This is a genomic window from Mycobacterium sp. NGS68, assembly GCF_059812195.1.
In genome coordinates, this window is sequence record NZ_JCALCE010000042.1 from 1 (window position 1) to 14,828 (window position 14,828).

12 protein-coding genes and 2 pseudogenes are annotated in these 14,828 nt (G+C 69.3%); 4 read left to right on the forward strand and 10 right to left on the reverse strand.

All coding sequences use genetic code 11. The annotated features are described in order from the left end of the window. The 7 genes and pseudogenes from ligD (AC5Y5V_RS27760) to AC5Y5V_RS27790 all read right to left on the reverse strand — a co-directional run. The coding region (ligD, locus tag AC5Y5V_RS27760; RefSeq protein ID WP_499941611.1) for a non-homologous end-joining DNA ligase LigD at positions 1-408 on the reverse strand (408 nt) is incomplete at its 3' end. Continuing rightward, the gene (ligD, locus tag AC5Y5V_RS27765; RefSeq protein WP_499941614.1) at positions 408-1,394 is read right to left on the reverse strand and encodes a non-homologous end-joining DNA ligase; all 987 of its coding nucleotides are present in this window, start codon (positions 1,392-1,394) and stop codon (positions 408-410) included. The genes ligD (AC5Y5V_RS27765) and ligD (AC5Y5V_RS27760), both read right to left, overlap by 1 nt. Then, positions 1,394-1,945 (reverse strand): DNA polymerase ligase N-terminal domain-containing protein, encoded by a 552-nt coding sequence (locus AC5Y5V_RS27770; protein ID WP_499941616.1) that lies wholly within the window; start codon positions 1,943-1,945, stop codon positions 1,394-1,396. Before AC5Y5V_RS27770 ends, ligD (AC5Y5V_RS27765) begins: the two co-directional genes overlap by 1 nt. A gap of 39 nt (positions 1,946-1,984) precedes the next feature. Further along, positions 1,985-2,422 carry a ribonuclease FAU-1 family protein gene (locus AC5Y5V_RS27775; protein WP_499941675.1) on the reverse strand — a complete coding sequence of 146 codons (438 nt, stop codon included), beginning with the start codon at positions 2,420-2,422 and terminating at the stop codon, positions 1,985-1,987. Positions 2,423-2,498: 76 nt separating this feature from the next. Continuing rightward, entirely contained in the window at positions 2,499-3,632 is a 1,134-nt protein-coding gene (locus tag AC5Y5V_RS27780; RefSeq protein ID WP_499941677.1) for an ABC transporter permease, read from the reverse strand. A 42-nt stretch (positions 3,633-3,674) separates the two neighbouring features. Further along, a pseudogene (locus AC5Y5V_RS27785) lies at positions 3,675-4,238 on the reverse strand (ATP-binding cassette domain-containing protein); the annotation flags it as partial. After that, a pseudogene (locus AC5Y5V_RS27790) lies at positions 4,215-5,120 on the reverse strand (FHA domain-containing protein); the annotation flags it as partial. The pseudogenes AC5Y5V_RS27790 and AC5Y5V_RS27785, both read right to left, overlap by 24 nt. Positions 5,121-5,324: 204 nt before the next feature. Here AC5Y5V_RS27790 and AC5Y5V_RS27795 point away from each other — a divergent pair. The 3 genes from AC5Y5V_RS27795 (at position 5,325) to AC5Y5V_RS27805 (ending at position 11,055) form a co-directional block, all read left to right on the forward strand. Then, the gene (locus AC5Y5V_RS27795; RefSeq protein ID WP_499941680.1) at positions 5,325-7,313 is read left to right on the forward strand and encodes a serine/threonine-protein kinase; all 1,989 of its coding nucleotides are present in this window, start codon (positions 5,325-5,327) and stop codon (positions 7,311-7,313) included. Positions 7,314-7,456: 143 nt separating this feature from the next. Beyond that, complete coding sequence (gene uvrB, locus AC5Y5V_RS27800) at positions 7,457-9,616, forward strand: excinuclease ABC subunit UvrB (protein WP_499941618.1); 2,160 nt, start codon at positions 7,457-7,459, stop codon at positions 9,614-9,616. Next, positions 9,613-11,055: an MFS transporter gene (locus tag AC5Y5V_RS27805; protein ID WP_499941620.1), complete on the forward strand. Its 1,443-nt coding sequence runs from the start codon at positions 9,613-9,615 to the stop codon at positions 11,053-11,055. Before uvrB ends, AC5Y5V_RS27805 begins: the two co-directional genes overlap by 4 nt. On the opposite strand, the gene AC5Y5V_RS27810 is transcribed toward AC5Y5V_RS27805, so the two are convergent. Together AC5Y5V_RS27810 and AC5Y5V_RS27815 are read right to left on the reverse strand one after the other, a co-directional pair. Then, on the reverse strand, positions 11,019-11,738 hold the full coding sequence (locus AC5Y5V_RS27810; protein ID WP_499941622.1) for an MgtC/SapB family protein: 720 nt from the start codon (positions 11,736-11,738) through the stop codon (positions 11,019-11,021). The genes AC5Y5V_RS27805 and AC5Y5V_RS27810 overlap by 37 nt on opposite strands. A 40-nt stretch (positions 11,739-11,778) precedes the next feature. Beyond that, a complete protein-coding gene (locus AC5Y5V_RS27815) occupies positions 11,779-13,365 on the reverse strand; it encodes a mannosyltransferase (RefSeq protein WP_499941624.1) in 1,587 nt (528 codons plus the stop codon). Positions 13,366-13,603: 238 nt separating this feature from the next. Between AC5Y5V_RS27815 and AC5Y5V_RS27820 the strand changes: the two genes are divergently transcribed. After that, positions 13,604-14,047: a universal stress protein gene (locus AC5Y5V_RS27820; protein WP_499941626.1), complete on the forward strand. Its 444-nt coding sequence runs from the start codon at positions 13,604-13,606 to the stop codon at positions 14,045-14,047. A 7-nt stretch (positions 14,048-14,054) separates the two neighbouring features. Here the strand turns inward: AC5Y5V_RS27820 and AC5Y5V_RS27825 are convergent, their stop codons facing one another. Beyond that, positions 14,055-14,732 (reverse strand): MBL fold metallo-hydrolase, encoded by a 678-nt coding sequence (locus tag AC5Y5V_RS27825; RefSeq protein ID WP_499941628.1) that lies wholly within the window; start codon positions 14,730-14,732, stop codon positions 14,055-14,057. Positions 14,733-14,828 lie beyond the last annotated feature (96 nt).

Below are 14,828 nucleotides of genomic sequence, written 5' to 3' on the forward strand. Positions count from 1 at the left end.
CACCGCAAAGTCGCCGTCGGCCGGGTCAAGGTCGAAGATCAGCCGGTCGGGGTGGTGCAGTCGGTCCTGCCGCGACAGCCACGCGTGCAGCGTGATGCAGTTCTGGTTGGCCAGCCATTCCAGCGCCGCCCGGCTCTCGGCCAGCGGGTGCACCAGGGTGCCGCCGGCCTTGTCGACCTCGACACCGCCCATCCACTCCGGCAGCGTGTCCGCGAAATCCTGTTGTACGAAGCCCTTCTTGGCGATGCCGCCGGGGAATCGCTGCACGTTGAGCGGCCGGCCATTCAGGTGCGGCAGCATGGTGTCGGCCGCCTCGCGGTAATAGTCGACGAGGTCGCGCTTGGTGATCCCGTCCGCCGGAAACATCACCCGGTCCGGATGGGTGACCTCGATGTCGATGCCGGCCATCAGGACGTCTCCCGCACCACGTCGCGGGGATCCTTGTCGGTGCGCAGCCCCTGGTAGCGGGGATGGCGCAGCTTGCCGTCTCGGGTCCACTCGGTGAAGCCGATCTGGGCCACCAGTCGCGGGCGCACCCACTGTGTCCCGTTCACAGCCCCGTTCCCGCGTCCCAGGCCCCGGTCGAAGGACGGCACGTCCTGCGCGCTGCCCGACAGGCGTTCGTGCAGGTTGCGCAGCGTCTTCTCGTCGAATCCGGTGCCCACCTTGCCGGCGTACACCAGGTCGGCGCCGTCGTAGTAGCCGACCAGCAGCGCGCCCAGGCCCACGCGACTGCCCTTGGGCTTGGTGTAGCCGCCGATCACGAACTCCTGATCCCGGACGCACTTGAATTTCAGCCAATCCGGCGAGCGCCGACCGTCGTACGTCGACTCCGCCAGCTTCGCGATCACCCCTTCGTCGCCGCGGTCGCAGGCCGCGCGGTAGGCGGCCATCCCGTCCTCGACGCGGTGCGGCGTGCTGCGCAGCGGATCAACGAAGTCGATCGCGTTGCGCAGCAGTCGTTTACGCTGCACCAGCGGCGCGCCTGTGGTGTCTTTGCCGTCGAGATGTAACAGGTCGAACAGGTAGTAGAAGACGCGGATCCCCGACGCCCGAGCGACTTTCGGATCGGTGATGCCCAGCCGCCCCTGCAGCCGCGCAAAGCTGGTGCGCCTGCCGTCGAACGCCACCACCTCACCGTCCACGACGAACCGCGAGACCCGCTGCGCGGCAAGCGCATCGACCAACTCCGGATACGTACCGTCCAGGGACTGGCGGTTCCGTGACAGCAGCCGCACCCGGCCGCCGTCACGGAACGCCAGGCAGCGCATGCCGTCGAACTTGCGCTCGAAGAGCCATCGGGGGTCAGAGAACCGCTTGTCGGTCAGCGTGGCCAGCGTCGGCGCGCGCCAGTCGGGGACCGGTTCGTCGGGCAGGCTGGCGAGTTCGGTCATCACAGGTCGTCCAGCGTGCGGCCGGACAGCACCGATTCGGGTTGGCTCTTGACGGGTTTGCGCCGAGCGTCGGCGTCCCCGTCCTTACGTTTGACCAGTAGCCACGTCTCGTCCTTGCCGTCCCGGATCCGCGTGAGCGCGTAGCCGCCGCGCAGCTTCTCGCCGTGCAGCTGGAACGAAAGGTGGCCGCTGTCAAGGCCCTCGGACATCGTTCGCTCCGACTCATAGGTGCCGTGGTCCCAGACGATGACACCCCCGGCGCCGTACTCACCCGCGGGAATCACCCCCTCGAACGTGGCGTATTCCAGCGGGTGATCCTCGGTGCGACGCGCCATCCGCTTGTCCTTGGGGTTCGTCGACGGGCCTTTGGGCACCGCCCAGGACACCAGCACGCCGTCGATTTCGAGGCGAAAGTCGTAGTGATCGCTGCGCGCCGCATGGTGCTGGATGACGAAACGCGGCCCGTCGGCGCTTGCCCGCCGCTTCCGGCCGCCCCGCGGTTCCGGACTCTTGCCGGACTGGCGCTTGCGTCGGTATTCGCTTAACGGCATAGCGGGGGTGTTCCCCCCTCCGACACGCGGAAACGCCCGTCAAGCACGCCAGGTGAGTTCCATGCCCTGGCGGGCCAGCCAGCCCGTCAGGTCGTAGCCGTTGCCGGCCAGCCCGTCGACGGCGTCCACCGCACGCCGCACCGCCCGCTCCGCGACCGCCGAGGTCAGCAGCCCGTGCCGGACGGCCTCCAGCAGTTCGTCGATGTCGGCCAGCTCGGCGTCGCGCCCGGTGCGGACGACGAGGTCCAGATAGTGGTCCTCGGAGCGCCACACGTCGGGGCCGGGCGTGTATTCGCCCACGTCCAGGTAGACGTCCTGGTCCCGCTCGTGCCCCGGATTGAAGTGAAACACGGTGGCGCGCAGGCCCAACGACGGCAACAACCACGACTCGAGGTAGTGGAACTGGTCGCGGCCGGGCGTCGGCCGGGCCAGGTACAGCCCCCACGGATGCACGGCGTACTCGTCGACGGCCCGCACGATGCCCTTGGGATCGGTGTTGGTGCGGGCGCGCAAATCGAACGTCTCGTGCTTGGGCGGGTGGATGCCAGTCACCTTAGCGCTTCAAGCGGATCTTCCACCGCACGAAGCAGGCGTAGAACAGCGACAGCCCGGCCAGCGCCGCCATGTCGATCGCCCAGATCTTCGGTGTGTGCTGCCAGAACCGGTCCTGGGGAAGCAGAGTACCCGGCACCAGGTTGCGCAGATCCACCGTCGACGCGGCCGCGGCGTAACCCCACCGCGCCGGCACCGCGCCGGAAACCTGTTCCAGCACAATCCGGTTGGTCACCGGGACCATCCCGCCGCACAGCACCAGCTGCACCATGATCGACACCACGAACAGCGGCATGATCTGCTCGGTGGACCGCACCAGCGACGACACCACCAGGCCGAGCATCGCCGACGCCACACACGTCGCCGCGACCGCCGCGAACAACTCGACGGACGCCGCCCAGCCGGCGTGGCCCAGCACCACGGCGCCGCGGGTCGGCCCGCCCTTGCCGACGACCACGATCGTCGTCGCGATCGCCGCCTGCACAATCGCGAAGACGCAGTACACCCCGGTCTTGGCCAGCAGGTAGGCGCTGGTCGACAGGCCGACCGCCTGTTCGCGTTGGAAGATGCCGCGTTCGCCGACCAGGTCGCGGATGGTCAGCGCGGTGCCCATGAACGCCGCGGCGTTGATCAGCAGGTTGAGAATCTGCGCGGACTCGTCGGGCGGGCTGGCGTGCTCGGAGGCCATGTGGAACCCGCCCGTACCGGGCACCGTCAGCGATAGCGCTCCCAGGATGAACGGCAGCAACGCCAGGAACACGAAGTAGGCGCGGTCGGAGACCACCAGACGCACCTGGCGGCGGGCGATCGTCGAGACCTGTCGCCGCAGGCTGGTGTGCACCGGTTTGCCCAGTTCGGCGGGCTGCGTCTCGGCCACCGGCCCCTTGCCCGGCGTCTTCTCGCGGGCCCGGAAGCGGCGGTTGGCCTCGTCGGGGTCGGCGCCCACGTTGGTGAAGATCTTGGCCCAGTTGGTGGTGCCCATCGCGTCGCCGATGCGGTCGGGCGCGCCGCAATAGGCCGTCTTCCCGCCCGGTGCCACCAGCAGGATCTGGTCGCAGATGTCCAGGTAGGACAGCATGTGCGTCACCACGATCACCACCCGGCCGGCGTCGGCCAGCGCGCGCAGCATCATCATCACCTGGTGGTCCAGCGCGGGATCCAGGCCCGACGTCGGCTCGTCGAGGATCAGCAGCGACGGCCCGGTGAGCAGCTCGAGCGCCACCGACGCGCGTTTGCGCTGCCCGCCGGACAGCTTGTCCACCCGTGTGTCGGCGTGCTTGGTCAGGTCCAGCTCGTCGAGCACCTGCGCGACGATCCGCGCGCGGTCGCCTTTGCTGGTGTCGGGTGGTAGGCGTAGCTCGGCGGCGTAGCCCAGCGCCTGGTTGACCGTCAGCTGCCGATGCACCACGTCGTCCTGCGGGACCATGCCGATCCGGCTGCGCAGCGACGCGTACTCGGCGTGAATGTCGTGTCCCTCGAACGTGACCGAGCCGCCGGTGGGGCGTGCATACCCGGCGATCAGCCGGGCGAGCGTGGTCTTGCCGGCGCCGGATCCGCCGATGATCGCGGTCAGCGTCCCCGGCCGGGCGGTCAGCGAGATGTCGTCGAGCAGTTGTTTGCCGCTGTCGACGCTGAACCGGACGCCGCGGACCTCCAGGCCGCCGGTTCGGGTCTCGGCTTCCGCGCGGGGGACCAGGGTGCTGTTGGTGAAAACCAGGTCGACGTTGCCGATGGTGACCACGTCGCCCTCGGACAGGATCGCCGATCCGACGCGGGTGCCGTTGACGAACGTCCCGTTGATGCTGCGGTCGTGGATCTCGGTGCCGAGCGGCGTCAGGGACAGCGTCGCGTGCTCGCGCGACGCCAGCACGTCGGAGATGACGATGTCGCTGTCGTTGGCGCGGCCGATCGTGACCGTGCCCGCGCCTCGTGCCGGCGCCGGGTGGCTGGGGGAGCGCTGCGAGAGGAACTTGACCATCCGGGTGGCGAGGTTGGACACGTCGCCGGTCCGGATGTCGGTCAGGGTGGACTCGGCCGGCGCCGGCGACTTCGGTTCCGGCGCCCGTCCGGCGTCGACGACGGTCCGCTCTTCGGGGGGCGTGCGCGGCGGCGCCGGGCGCCGCGGCGGCAGCTTGCGCTGCACGGACGCCGGATGCCGCGGGGATGCCGGCGGATTGGGCGGCGCCGGTGGCTTGGGCGGCGCGGGAGTCGGGCGGCCCCGGGGCGGAGTCTCCGGTGTCGTGGACCAGGCCAGCGTGGGCGGGCCCGAGTTGTGCGCCGGCCTGGGCTGCGACGGCCGGCGGGGCGGCGCCGGGCGGCGCCCGAACTCGAAGGTCAGCCGCGGTCCCTGCGGATTCCCGACGTTGATGCTCTGGCCGTCGCGGATATCGACCACCGGCATCCGGTAGCCGTTGACGTAGGTCCCGTTCAGCGAGCCGTTGTCGATGGCCATCCAGCGGCCCTGGTCGAAGCGCACGATCAGGTGCGCGCGGGATATCCGGGGGTCCGCGATGCGCAGGTCGGCGTGCGCGTCGCGCCCGATGACCACCTCATGGCCGGGCGCGAAAGATTGTTGGGACCCGTTGTGCCGGACGGTCAGTACGGGCGGGGCGGGTCGAGTCACTACCCCAGTATTGATGGGTTGCCTGTGAGGGCTCCCTTGGACCCGGCTGTGAACTCGCTATGTTTCGGAATCTGGCGTTCATAGCTGGTTCATAGCCTGCATTGGTCTGGCGCCCACACCCGTCGGACATGATTCGATCGGGATGGGACCCGCCGGACCGCTAGTCCGGACAGTTTTGGCGTGCCGAGAAAAGGGGGTGACGAGGTGGACCGGTCAGGAGAAGGCGCATCGCGGCGGGGTCCGGGCCGGCGGCTGTTGTCCAACCCGCGCATTGCGCTGCGCGCGGGTTTCCAGTCGCTGCCGTCGGCAACCGTCGCGCACCTGTTGCGCCGCGTGCCGCCGGTCAGCTCCGGGCCCGACGCCCAAGGGCCGGTCAGCGGTTTCGGTATCGCCAACGGCGCGCCGTTTGCCGGGTACACCATCCTGCGACCGCTGGGCGCCGGCGGGATGGCCGAGGTCTACCTGGCGTTGCACCCCCGGCTGCCGCGCCGCGACGTGATCAAGGTCCTCGCCGAGGCCATCACCGCCGACGGCGAGTTCCGCGAGCGGTTCAACCGCGAGGCCGATCTCGCAGCCACGCTGTGGCACCCGCACATCGTCGGCGTGCACGATCGCGGCGAATTCCACGGCCAGCTGTGGATTTCCATGGACTACGTGGAGGGCATCGACGCCTCGCGGTTGGTGAAGGACCGCGACGGGGGGCTGCCGCTCGATGAGGTGTGCGACATCGTCCACGCCGTCGCGGGCGCCCTCGACTACGCCCACACGCGCGGCCTGTTGCACCGCGACGTCAAGCCCGCCAACATCCTGCTCACCCACGCCGACGAGGGGGAGCGCCGGATCCTGTTGGCGGACTTCGGGGTGGCTCGCCACCTCGCCGACATCAGCGGCATCACCGAGACCAACGTCGCGGTCGGGACCGTCGCCTACGCCGCGCCCGAGCAGCTCACCGGCGCCGACATCGACGGACGCGCGGACCAATACGCTCTGGCCGCAACGGCTTTCCACCTGCTGACCGGTGCGCCGCCCTTCCAGCACTCCAACCCGATCGCGGTGATCAGCCAGCACCTGAATGACGAACCGCCGCGGCTCAGCCGGTTCCGCCCGGAGCTGGCGCACCTCGACGACGTGTTCCGCACCGCGCTGGCCAAGAAGCCCGCCGACCGGTTCGACCGCTGCCGCGCCTTCTCCGCGGCCCTCAGCGGGCAAACGACCGGCGGCACCGGGTCCCGCCGCCGCCTCGTGTCGATGGCGCACCGATTTTCGTCCCGGACCCGGTGGTCGGCCGCGCTGGTCTGCGCGGTGCTGGTCGCGATCGCGGCCACCTGGTCGACCCTGTACTCCTTCCAGGAGGACACTCCGCCGCCCAGCCCCGCGCTCGCGTCGCGCCCGTCCGTCCCCGCCGCCACCGTGCCTGCGACCGCCATGCGGACGCTGAGTGGCACCTTCCGGCTGGACTACGACAAATCGAAGCGGACCACCAACGGCGTCCCGCTCCGCCACGAGATCGTCCCCAGCAACTGGTGGGCTTTCAACTCCGTGTGCACCACCGACGGCTGCGGCGCTGCCGGGACCCAGTTGGACGACGCCACCCACCTGGTCGCCGGCACCGCCGACGGCGGTCAGACCGACACGCTGCGCTTTGTCGCGGGGTATTGGCAGGGCACCCCGCAGCAGGAGAGGGTGGGCTGCCGGTTGCCGAACGGGCAGGTCACGGCCACCCAGCAGGAGACGGTCGCGTGGTCGTTGGCGCCGCAGGCCGACGGCACGCTGCGCGGCACCGAGACCGAGACCGTGCTGTCCAACGAGTGTGGGGCGCAGGGCGCCGTGGTGCGCGTCCCGGTGGTGGCCACCCGGGTCGGTGACGTCCCGCAAGGTGTCGCGCTGGCCGATCCCGCGCAGGTGGTCAGCGCGGCGGCTTCGTCGGCCACCAAGCCGTCCGGCAAGCCTTCACCGCCGGTTCTCGGCGGGCTGTGCGGTGATGTCGACAAGCTGGCCTACGACCAGACCAGCAATCAGCAGGTCGTCTGCGAGGGCAACACCTGGGCCAAAGCGCCCATCACGACGGGTGTCCACGCCGTCGGCACGACCTGCGACCTGCCCGACGTCCCCGTCTTCGCGATGTCCACCTCCAACGACGGCTACCTGCTGCAATGCGATCCCGTGACCCGGCTGTGGACCCGGCATAGCTGACGCTGCCGCATCGGCGCCGGGCCTGGCTCGCCGCCCGCTGCGCCGAATGTGAAGCTGGCCGCACGCTGGGCGCCGACGCGCGCGGTCGGCGGGCCGACGCTGCGACCGGGCGGCTTGTCGGTGGCCGCCTCTACTCTGGTGACATGGCTTTCGCCACCGAACATCCTGTGGTCGCACACTCGGAGTACCGCGCCGTCGACGAGCTCGTGCGCACCGGCTCCCGCTTCGACGTCGTCAGCCCGCACGAACCCGCCGGTGACCAGCCGGCCGCCATCGACGAGCTGGAACGCCGGATCAGGGCAGGGGAGCGTGACGTGGTGCTGCTCGGCGCCACGGGCACCGGCAAGTCGGCGACCACGGCGTGGCTGATCGAGCGTCTGCAACGGCCCACCCTGGTGATGGCGCCCAACAAGACGCTGGCCGCCCAGCTGGCCAACGAGCTGCGAGAGATGTTGCCGCACAACGCTGTCGAATACTTCGTGTCGTACTACGACTACTACCAGCCCGAGGCATACATCGCGCAGACCGACACCTACATCGAGAAGGACAGCTCGATCAACGACGACGTCGAACGGCTGCGGCACTCCGCGACGTCGGCCCTGCTGTCGCGGCGGGACGTGGTCGTGGTGGCCTCGGTGTCCTGCATCTACGGCCTGGGCACCCCGCAGTCGTACCTGGACCGGTCGGTGGAGCTCACGGTCGGCGCCGAGGTCCCGCGCGACGCCCTGCTGAGGTTGTTGGTGGATGTCCAGTACAGCCGCAACGACCTGTCGTTCACCCGCGGCTCGTTCCGGGTGCGCGGCGACACCGTGGAGATCATCCCGTCCTACGAGGAGCTGGCAGTCCGCATCGAGTTCTTCGGCGACGAGATCGAGGCGCTGTACTACCTGCATCCCCTGACCGGCGACGTGGTCCGCCAGGTCGAGACGCTGCGGATCTTCCCGGCCACCCACTACGTCGCCGGTCCGGAGCGGATGGCGCTGGCGATCTCCACCATCGAGCAGGAACTGGCCGAACGTCTGGCCGAGCTGGAAGGCCAGGGCAAGCTGCTGGAAGCACAGCGGCTGCGGATGCGTACCAACTACGACGTCGAGATGATGCGGCAGGTGGGGTTCTGCTCGGGCATCGAGAACTACTCGCGCCACATAGACGGTCGCGGACCGGGTTCGCCGCCGGCGACGCTGCTGGACTACTTCCCGGAGGACTTCCTGCTGGTCATCGACGAGTCGCACGTGACCGTGCCGCAAATCGGCGGCATGTACGAGGGCGACATGTCCCGCAAGCGCAACCTGGTCGAGTACGGGTTCCGGCTGCCGTCGGCGTGCGATAACCGGCCGCTGACCTGGGAGGAGTTCGCCGACCGGATAGGGCAGACGGTGTATCTGTCGGCCACTCCCGGGCCGTATGAGCTGAGCCAGTCCGGCGGCGAGTTCGTCGAGCAGGTGATCCGACCGACCGGCCTGGTGGACCCCAAGGTGGTGGTCAAGCCCACCAAGGGCCAGATCGACGACTTGATCGGCGAGATCCGCAAGCGGGCCGAGGCCGACGAGCGGGTGCTGGTGACGACGCTGACCAAGAAGATGGCCGAGGACCTCACCGACTACCTGCTGGAGATGGGCATCCGGGTGCGCTACCTGCACTCCGAGGTCGACACGCTGCGCCGCGTCGAGCTGCTGCGACAGCTGCGGCTCGGCGATTACGACGTGCTGGTCGGCATCAACCTGCTGCGCGAGGGCCTGGACCTGCCCGAGGTGTCACTGGTGTCGATCCTGGACGCCGACAAGGAAGGCTTCCTGCGGTCGACGCGCAGCCTGATCCAGACCATCGGCCGCGCGGCCCGCAACGTCTCCGGCGAAGTCCACATGTACGCGGACAAGATCACCGACTCGATGAAGGAAGCCATCGACGAGACCGAACGCCGCCGCGAGAAGCAGGTCGCGTTCAACACGGCCAACGGCATCGACCCGCAGCCGCTGCGCAAGAAAATCGCGGACATCCTCGATCAGGTGTATCGAGAGGCCGACGACACGGAGAACGTCGAAGTCGGCGGCTCGGGCCGCAATTCGTCCCGTGGCCGGCGCGCGCAGGGCGAGCCCGGCCGGGCCGTCAGCGCCGGGGTGTTCGAGGGCCGCGACACCTCGTCGATGCCGCGCGCCGAACTGGCGGACCTGATCAAGGACCTCACCGCGCAGATGATGGCCGCCGCCCGGGACCTCCAGTTCGAGCTGGCCGCGCGATTCCGCGACGAGATCGCCGACCTCAAGAAGGAACTGCGCGGGATGGACGCCGCCGGCGTGAAGTGACGGAGACGACGAGCGCCCCCGGCAGCTGGCGTGAGCTGCTGGGCGAGCACCTGGGGACGGCGACGGTGCTCGCCGGCGGCGTCGCCATGTACGCGACCAACGAATTCCTGACCGTCAGCCTGCTGCCCAGCGCAATCACCGAGATCGGCGGCAACCGGCTGTACGCCTGGGTGGTCACCCTGTACCTGGTCGGCTCGGTCGTAGCGGCGACCATGGTCAACCCGATCCTGCTGCGCTTCGGGGCGCGGGCGTCGTTCCTGGCGGGGCTGGCGGTCTTCGGGGTCGCCAGCGTGATCTGCGCGGTGGCGCCCAGCATGGAGGTCCTGATCGCCGGGCGGGCCCTGCAAGGCGTCGCCGGCGGGCTGCTGGCCGGCCTGGGCTATGCGCTGATCAACTCCGCGCTGCCGCGCTGGCTGTGGACCCGTGGGTCGGCGCTGGTGTCGGCGATGTGGGGGGTCGCCACCGTGGCCGGGCCCGCGATGGGCGGTGTTTTCGCGCAATTCGGCCTGTGGCGGTGGGCGTTCGGCTCGATGGCGATCCTGACCGCGCTGATGGCGATCCTGGTGCAGATCGTGCTGGCCACGACCCGGGGTGGCGCCGACGGCGACAGCTCGGCGCCGCCCGCGCTGCGGGTGCCGGTGTGGTCGCTGGTGCTGATGGGCGCCGCCGCGCTGGCGGTCAGCGTCGCGCAGCTGCCGCACAACGTCGCGGCCACCGCCGGGCTGCTGGCCGTCGGTGTTCTGCTGGTGGTGGGATTCGTGGTCGTCGACCGGCGCAACCGCGCGGCCGTGCTCCCGCCGAGTGTCTTCGGCTCCGGGCCGCTGAAATGGATCTACCTGACCATGGGCGTGCAGATGATGGCGGTCATGGTCGACACCTACGTGCCGCTGTTCGGCCAGCGGCTCGGGCATTTGACCCCGGTGGTAGCGGGCTTCCTCGGCGCGGCGCTGGCGATCGGCTGGACGGCCAGCGAAATCATCAGCGCGTCCGTGAACAGCGCGCGACGCGTCGGGTATGTGGTCATGGTCGCCCCGTTGGTGATGGCGTCCGGGCTGGCCGTGGCCGCCGTCACGCAGCGCGCCAACGCGCCCGCCGGCACCGTCGTGGTCTGGGCGGTGGCGTTGCTGGTGGCCGGCGTCGGCATCGGGATGGCCTGGCCGCACCTGTCGGCGCGCGCGATGGACTGCGTCGACGACCCGGCCGAAAGCGGTGCGGCGGCCGCCGCGATCAACACGGTGCAGCTGATCTCCGCGGCGTTCGGCGCCGGGGTGGCCGGGGTCGTCGTCAACGCCGCCGACGGCGCCGACCTGGTGGCGGCGCGCTGGTTGTACGCGGTGTTTACCCTGCTGGCCGCGGCAGCCTTCGTCGCGTCCTACCGGGCGACCCACCGCGACCGGCGCCCTCAGTCCGGGGCGTCCTCGGCCCGCAGCACCGCGTAGACCCCGTCCAGCTTGGCCAGCACGTCGGGCGCGTTGACGATGCTGGCGCCCGACAACGTCATCGTCACCCCGACCTGATCGTCGTCGATGTCGTGGGAGTCCGCGTCGAGTTCGGTGAGCTGCCAGCGCCGTTGCCCACACACCTGCAGGAGCTGCCGCAGCACGCCGCGGCCGTTCTCGTAGATGATGTGCAGCCGGATGGTCCCGCGCAGCCGGGCGGTGAGCTGGCGCTCCACCGCGTTGAACGCCAGCGCGCTGACGAAGTGCAGGACCACCACGGCGCTGGCGAGCAGCAACAGCCCGGCTCCGGCCGCCATGCCGATCGCGGCCGACTCCCACACGGCCGCCGCGGTGGTCAGCCCGTGTACCGCACCGCGCCGGGTGATGATGATCCCGGCGCCCAGAAAGCCGATGCCGGAGACGATTTGGGCCGCTACCCGGGAAGGGTCCAGCACGACCGTCCCGGCCGACAGGACGTCGCCGAAGCCGTACTTGCTGACCATCATGATCAGCGCCGCCGAGGTCCCGACGATGGTCTGGGTCCGCAGCCCGGCGACCTTGCCCTGGACCGTGCGTTCCAGGCCGATCAGCGCGGTGAGCGTGAACGCGGCGAGCAGCTCGACGAGGTGCCGGCCGTTTTGCGCGGCGCCACCGAACAGCGGGTCGGCAAGCCACATCTGCATGCCGATCAAGCTAACCCGGCAGCCTGGCAACACGCTGCCGCTAGCGTGTCGACCTGATTACCTGCGCGTAATGAAATTGCCATCGCTCGACGATGTGGAAGCCGAGGTAGCTCGGGAACTGGTACGCCGGCGTCTTGCCGAACTTCCCGGGCGGCAGTGACTGCCCTGTCTGATGGTCCGGCAGCGACTTGTCCCGGTCCGTGACGCTCCACACCGTGCTGCACTTGTTGATCTTGGCCGTCGTCAGCCACACCGCCACATGGCCGTCCCACAGCGCGCCAACCTTGGGCCCGTAGTAGCCGCGCTCCACGTCGATCAGCGATCGGTAGGCGTCCGGGCGCGTCGCGACCAGCGCGCGGATCGGCCCGGGCCGCCACGGGACGGTGTTGTCCACGACGAGGCAGTCACCGGGCTTGGCGTGCGCGCTGATCACGTCGGCGACCTGGCTGTAGTCCCATCCCTCCTTGGCGTACGGCCAGCGCTGGGTGAACAGATAGTTCGGCGTCGCGGCGACGGCGAAGAGCGCGATCAGGCCGACGATCAGCCACTTCTTCCGAGCGACCGTCACGATGCAGAGCGCCAGGACGACGGCCGCCGCCGGGGCCGTCAGGATCAGGTACCGCGGGTAGTACATGGGCTCGACCGTCACCGAATAGATCAGCACGATCGCATTGGGCACGACGATCCATGCGACGCAGACCAAGAGCAGCAGCCGGGCACTCCCGCCCGGTCCCGGCGCCCCGGCCAGCCGGGCCGCGACGGCGGCGACGACCACGACGCCCGCCAGAATGGCAAAGGGCACGCTGTGGTCGAAGTACTGGCGGTGCACGACGTCGAGGAAAAGGTTGCGATTGAGGCCCGCGATCCATCCGACCTGAAATACCTGGCCGTGCGCGAACAGCAGGAACGGCGTCATGGCGCCGAGCGCGACGGCCGTGGCAATCGCCCACGCGATCACGACCGGCCTGGTCCGGCCCGGTTCCCTGGGCGCGAGCAGCGCCAACAGCACCGCGTAAATCGGCAGCAGCAACACCAGATAGACGCTGACCAAGATCGCCAGCATCGAGACCAGTGCGTAGGCCACCCACAACCCCGGCCGGTTGCGCCGGACCGCCGCGACGAACAGCACGGTCAGCCACACCGAGGCCGCCACCGAGAGCGCCGAGGAACGGGCTTCAATACCCGCCCACGTCACCCGCGGCAAAATCGCGAAGACCACTCCAGCGCACAATGCGGTTAATCGTGTCGATTCGCCCAACGGAAACTGCTTGGTCAATACGACGACGCCGGCGGCGGCGCCCCCGACCGCCAGACAGCTGGGAAACCGGGCCCAGAATTCCGTCGGCGGAAATAGCGCGAACCAGCCGTGCATCAGCAGGTAATACAGGCCGTGCACCGCGTCGATGTGACCGACCAGTTTCCACAGCTCGGGGACCGTCCGGCTCGCCGCTGCGGAAATCGTGGCGCCCTCGTCGTACCAGAACGACGGCTTACCGGCCCAACCTGCGCTGATCAGCACGGCCAGCGCGGCGATCAGCCACGGATCGAGCCGCCGGCCGCGGGCGCGTTCCGCCCCCGGCCCGTCGGCGGTATCCGCCGCCCGGCGCTCGGCAGTTGGCACAGACATGGTGCTTGTCACTGTAGGGCGTATCCGTAATTCCTGGTCAGCAGGCGTCCTGGCTGTTGTCGCCGCGAGTTCGTCGCGTCCCCTGGTCGATTCATCGAAAATATGATCTGCTGACGCACGTAAGCCGGGCAAATTGAGCGCCGCGCCACGCTGCAGCTGTGTGCCTAATCTCACCCATCTGCGTCGGAACAGGCGATAATGTCTTGGCTTGGCCTAGCAACCGACATTGGGAGGGTAAATGGGCGCCTATCGGACCGTGGTGGTAGGAACCGACGGCTCGGATTCATCGATGCGTGCGGTGGACCGGGCGGCCGCTATCGCCGGGGCGGACGCGAAGCTGATCATCGCGTCGGCGTATCTACCCCAGCATGATGACGGCCGCGCCGCCGACGTCCTCAAAGGCGAGAGCTACAAGGTGTCGGGCACCGCGCCGATCTACGACATCCTGCACGACGCGCGCGAGCGTGCGCACAACGCCGGCGCGAAGAACGTCGAGGAAAAGCCGATCGTCGGTGCCCCGGTCGACGCGCTGGTGCACCTGGCCGAGGAGTCGGAGGCCGACCTGCTGGTGGTCGGCAACGTGGGGCTGAGCACGATCGCCGGCCGGCTGCTGGGCTCGGTGCCGGCGAACGTCTCGCGTCGGGCCAAGGTCGACGTGCTGATCGTGCACACCACGAACTAGCGCCGGTCTACCAGCCCCGCTCGCGCCATTCGGCGAGGTTGGGGCGCTCGTTGCCCAGCACCGTGTCGTCGCCGTGGCCGGGATAGATCACCGTCGAATCGTCGTAGACGTCGAAAACCTTTGTGCTGACGTCGTCGAGCAGCTGCTCGAAGTCGCCGGGCTGCCACGTCTTGCCCACCCCGCCCGGGAACAGGCAGTCCCCGGTGAACAGCTGAGTGACCCCGCCGGTCGCCGGCCCGTCGAGGGCCAGCACGACCGAGCCGGGCGTGTGCCCGCGCAGGTGGATCACGTTGAACGTCAGCTTGCCGATCTGCACGGTGTCCCCGTCGGCCAGCAAACGATCCGGTGTGACGGGCAGCGGCTCGGCGTCGATCTCGTGTGAGGCCGTCGGCGCGCCGGTCTCCTTGGCCACCGCCTCCAGCGCCTGCCAGTGGTCGAAGTGCTGGTGGCTGGTCACGATCAGCGCCAATTTCGGGGCGTACTGTCGGATCAGGTCGAGCAGGACGTCGGGTTCGTTGGCGGCGTCGATCAGCAACGTTTGACCGGTCTCGGAACATGTCACCAGGTAGGCGTTGTTGTCCATGGGGCCCACCGAAACCTTGAGGATCGTGGCGCCGGGCAGTGTCCGTCGCGCCGCGGTGTGTGGTTCGAGGTGTCCCGTGTAGTTGTCGCTGACGGTGGTCATGTGCGCCACTCCTCCATCCCGGCTGCGCCGGCATCATCGTCGTCGGCGCGGGTCATAGCGGTCAGGTTAGACCTGTCGGTGGGTGCACATAGCATG

Bases quoted from the DNA above. Each gene is read 5' to 3' on its own strand.
- ligD (WP_499941614.1), bottom strand. From the start codon at position 1,394: ATGACCGAACTCGCCAGCCTGCCCGACGAACCGGTCCCCGACTGGCGC.
- AC5Y5V_RS27770 (WP_499941616.1), bottom strand. From the start codon at position 1,945: ATGCCGTTAAGCGAATACCGACGCAAGCGCCAGTCCGGCAAGAGTCCG.
- AC5Y5V_RS27780 (WP_499941677.1), bottom strand. From the start codon at position 3,632: ATGATGATGCTGCGCGCGCTGGCCGACGCCGGCCGGGTGGTGATCGTG.
- uvrB (WP_499941618.1), top strand. From the start codon at position 7,457: ATGGCTTTCGCCACCGAACATCCTGTGGTCGCACACTCGGAGTACCGC.
- AC5Y5V_RS27810 (WP_499941622.1), bottom strand. From the start codon at position 11,738: ATGCAGATGTGGCTTGCCGACCCGCTGTTCGGTGGCGCCGCGCAAAAC.
- AC5Y5V_RS27815 (WP_499941624.1), bottom strand. From the start codon at position 13,365: ATGTCTGTGCCAACTGCCGAGCGCCGGGCGGCGGATACCGCCGACGGG.
- AC5Y5V_RS27820 (WP_499941626.1), top strand. From the start codon at position 13,604: ATGGGCGCCTATCGGACCGTGGTGGTAGGAACCGACGGCTCGGATTCA.
- AC5Y5V_RS27825 (WP_499941628.1), bottom strand. From the start codon at position 14,732: ATGACCACCGTCAGCGACAACTACACGGGACACCTCGAACCACACACC.